The organism is Mesorhizobium sp. M5C.F.Ca.IN.020.32.2.1, from assembly GCF_004023105.1.
GTDB lineage: Bacteria > Pseudomonadota > Alphaproteobacteria > Rhizobiales > Rhizobiaceae > Mesorhizobium > Mesorhizobium wenxiniae.
In genome coordinates this window covers 1-3,674 of the sequence record NZ_RZSX01000663.1, presented here as the reverse complement: position 1 = coordinate 3,674, position 3,674 = coordinate 1, and the positions used below count along the sequence as shown (strand labels likewise).

Below are 3,674 nucleotides of genomic sequence, written 5' to 3'. Positions count from 1 at the left end.
CCCATCAGCCGGGCGTTCTGGCGGTCCTGCATATAGCCGACAAGCTTGCCGTCGTCGATCAGCACGTTGCGGGCCGACGGCGTGCCTTCGTCATCGACGGTCAGCGACCCACGCCGTTCGGCCATGGTGCCGTCGTCGACGACGGTGACACCCTTCGCGGCCACCTGCTGGCCCATCAGTCCGGCGAAGGCCGATGTCTTCTTGCGGTTGAAGTCGCCTTCCAGCCCGTGGCCGACGGCTTCGTGCAGCATAACGCCCGGCCAGCCGCTCGACAGCACGATGTCGAAGGTGCCGGCGGGCGCCGGGACCGCTTCGAGGTTGACCAGCGCCTGCCGCAGCGCCTCCTTGGCCGCGTGCTTCCAGCTCTCCTCGACCAGGAATTCGCCAAATGCCTTGCGTCCGCCCATGCCGTAGGAGCCGCTCTCCTGGCGGTCGCCGTTGCCGACCACCACCGACACGTTGATCCTGACCAGCGGGCGGATGTCGCGCACCATCTGGCCGTCGGCACGCACGATCTCGACATGCTGCCAGGAGGCGGCGAGCGAAGCCGTCACCTGTCGCACGCGCGGATCCTCGGCTCGCAGCCACGCATCGATTTCCTGAAGCAGCTTGGCCTTGGCCTCGAAGGAGGGCGAGGGGATCGGGTTCTCGTCGCCATAGAGATGGCGGTTGGTGCGGGCGGGTGCCGCGGCAAGCGTGCCGGAATAACCGCCCTTCACCGTCGAGACGGCGTCGGCCGCGCGCAGCAGCGATGCTTCGGAAAGATCGCTGGAATGTGCGTAGCCGCTCGCTTCCCCGGCGACAGCACGCAACCCAAAACCCTGGTCGGTATTGAAATTGGCGGTCTTCAGCCGTCCATTGTCGAACATCAGCGCTTCGCTTTCGCTGTATTCGAGGAACAGCTCGCCGTCGTCGGCGCCGTTGATGGTCTCGGCGACGATCTGTTTGATGCGAGCGTCGGAAATGTCGAATTGGCCGATCAGGCTGTTCATGGCAGGTCCGTCCGTGGAAAGAGGTTGTCCTCACGATGTAGGCGCGAACGTGCGCCGGGACAATCGACGACGACCATTGTCATCGCCAAAGGCCAGTCACAATCGCTTTCTCGGATCTTGGGTTCTGACCGGTTCTCAAGGCAGGGCGGCGAACCCGTCGGCGAAACCCTTGAGCTCGACCGGGATGCCGATGCCTTCCTCCGGCGTCTGGAAGACAATGAAGGTGGCTGACGTTCCGGTCTTCAGCGTGTCGAGCAGCGGCTTTTCGAGAATGACCTCGGCGTAGCAGCCGTCCTGGAAGCAGCGCACGAAATAGGCCCGGCCGATGTCCTTGCCATCGACATTGAGGCCGAGCCCGTTGGGCAGCAGCACGCCGAGCGGCGCCAGCACGCGCAGGATTTCAGCCTTGTTGTCGGCGGTGCGCAGCACGACGACGGAAAGCCCCATCTCTGGACGGTCCTCGGCGACGACGTTCTGCATCATCACGCATTGTTCCGATGTGGCGCCGGCCGGCGTGTCGCAGATGATCGACCACGCGCCATGCGTCGACCGCACCTTGCCGCTTGGCTGTGCAGCCTTGGCCTGGCTGGACAGGCCGACGCCAGACAGGCCAACGCTAGACACCGCGGCGAGAAAGATGACGTTCGCCAAGGTTCTCGAAAGCCCAAGTCTCGAAAGCCCAAGTTCCCAAAGCCAAGAGTTCATGACGGCTCCAATGCGAATCACGGCACTTTAAGCCGCGCCAAGGGCAAGTAAAGGATGAGACCACTTCCGGCCTGCCTCGACCAAGGCAATTGTGCGCTTTTCCGTGCCAAATTCGCCCGAATTGCGACAGCCCGGCGCATTTTGCCAGGACAGTCCGCCGCTCGGGCTTCCGCGATCCGCCACCGCCGCGGCCGTCGCCAAAATGCGCAGCCGGGCTTGCGCGCAAAAATGCCGCACGGTTTCCTCCGCTCCTTTCTTGCGGAGGCAAATAGAGTATGGTTTGAACCAGCCTCGGGACTGTCCGGGATTCCCGTCCCGGCGTTGTTCGATATTCTTGCGGTCCGATCGCGAGGAACTGGGAGATAATGACGGCAATGAGAAAATTCCTAGCAGGCGCCAAACTCCTAGCGAGCGCTTGGGCTGCCGCCACATTGTTCACCGGCGCATCCGCCCATGCGGCCCAGCCTGCGCCGTGGGAAATGACCTTCCAGCCCGCCGCCACCGACATGATGCGGCAGATCGCCTGGTTCGAGCACTACACGCTATGGTTCATCGTGCCGATCACCCTCTTCGTGCTCGCGCTTATCGCCTATTGCATCTTGAAATTCCGTGCCAGCGTCAACTCGATCCCGTCGCGCACCAGCCATAACACGCTGATCGAGGTGATCTGGACGGTTGGGCCGGTCGTCGTGCTGCTCTGTCTCGCCATCCCTTCGTTTCAGCTCCTGACCGCGCAATACACACCGCCGGAAGAAGCCAAGCTGACCATTAAAGCGACCGGCAACCAGTGGAACTGGGACTACGAATACCAAACCGAAAACACGCTTTCCTTCAACTCCGCGATCCTGGCGGATTCTGACCGCGCGGCGGCTGGCAAGGAGGATCGCGGCGTTTATCCGCGCCTGCTCGCCGTCGACAACGAGATGGTGGTGCCAGTCAACACCATGACCCGGGTGCTGGTGACGGCGGCGGACGTGATTCATGCCTTTGCCATGCCATCCTTCGGCATCAAGACCGACGCGGTTCCGGGCCGCATCAACGAGGTCTGGTTCAAGGCGGAAAAGGAAGGCCTCTATTACGGCCAGTGTTCGGAGCTCTGCGGCAAGGACCACGCCTTCATGCCGATCGCGATCCGCGTCGTCTCCGACGCCCAGTACAAGACCTGGCTGGCGGCAGCCGGCACCGACCTTCCCGGCGCCAACAAGGCGCTGATGGCCGAGGTCGACAGCAAAGACAAGGTAGCGGCCGCCGGCAACTGATGCCGCGACCAGAAAAGATCAGGGAACGGAGCCGAACATGGCAGACGCTGCAGCTCACGACGATCACGACCATAAGCCGTATCACGGCTGGGTCCGGTGGGTGAATTCGACCAACCACAAGGATATCGGTACGCTCTATCTGATCTTCGCGATCATGGCGGGCTGCGTTGGCGGTGCCCTTTCGGTCGTCATGCGCATGGAACTGCAGGAGCCGGGAATCCAGATTTTCACCGGCCTGGCGCAGATGGTCTACGGCTTGAATGCCGACGCCGCGCTCGATGGCGGCAAGAGCATGTACAATGCCTTCACCACTGCGCATGCGCTGATCATGATCTTCTTCATGGTCATGCCGGCGCTGATCGGCGGTTTCGCCAACTGGATGGTGCCGATCATGATCGGTGCGCCCGACATGGCTTTCCCGCGCATGAACAACGTCTCGTTCTGGCTGCTGCCACCGGCTTTCATCCTGCTGATTATCTCGGCCTTCGTGCCGAGCGCGCCTGGCGCCTACGGCGTCGGCGGCGGCTGGACGATCTATCCGCCGCTATCGACGTCGGGCCAGCCGGGACCGGCGATGGACCTTGCGATCCTGTCGCTGCACATCGCCGGCGCGTCGTCGATCCTCGGCGCCATCAATTTCATCACCACCATTTTCAACATGCGCGCGCCTGGCATGACGCTGCACAAGATGCCGCTGTTCGCCTGGTCGGTGCTGATC

The 3,674-nt window shown here is 62.7% G+C and carries 4 protein-coding genes; 2 read left to right on the top strand and 2 right to left on the bottom strand.

Annotated elements, in window-relative coordinates:
* Positions 1–992, bottom strand: a 992-nt coding sequence (locus EOA86_RS26540) for a metallopeptidase TldD-related protein (protein WP_128344399.1), incomplete at its 3' end; no start/stop codon positions are given.
* Positions 993–1,127: 135 nt separating this feature from the next.
* Positions 1,128–1,697, bottom strand: coding sequence for an invasion associated locus B family protein (locus tag EOA86_RS26535; RefSeq protein WP_065006221.1), 570 nt, complete (start codon positions 1,695–1,697; stop codon positions 1,128–1,130).
* Positions 1,698–2,071: 374 nt separating this feature from the next.
* Here EOA86_RS26535 and coxB point away from each other — a divergent pair, with 374 nt between their 5' ends.
* Both coxB and EOA86_RS26525 read left to right on the top strand, forming a co-directional pair.
* Positions 2,072–2,956 (top strand): cytochrome c oxidase subunit II, encoded by an 885-nt coding sequence (gene coxB / locus EOA86_RS26530; RefSeq protein WP_029355617.1) that lies wholly within the window; start codon positions 2,072–2,074, stop codon positions 2,954–2,956.
* Positions 2,957–2,993: 37 nt separating this feature from the next.
* The coding region (locus tag EOA86_RS26525) for a cbb3-type cytochrome c oxidase subunit I (protein WP_206630140.1) at positions 2,994–3,674 on the top strand (681 nt) is incomplete at its 3' end.

What these genes read in the sequence shown, in the direction of transcription:
- coxB (WP_029355617.1), top strand. Translation starts at nt 2,072, where the DNA reads ATGAGAAAATTCCTAGCAGGCGCCAAACTCCTAGCGAGCGCTTGGGCT.
- EOA86_RS26535 (WP_065006221.1), bottom strand. Translation starts at nt 1,697, where the DNA reads ATGAACTCTTGGCTTTGGGAACTTGGGCTTTCGAGACTTGGGCTTTCG.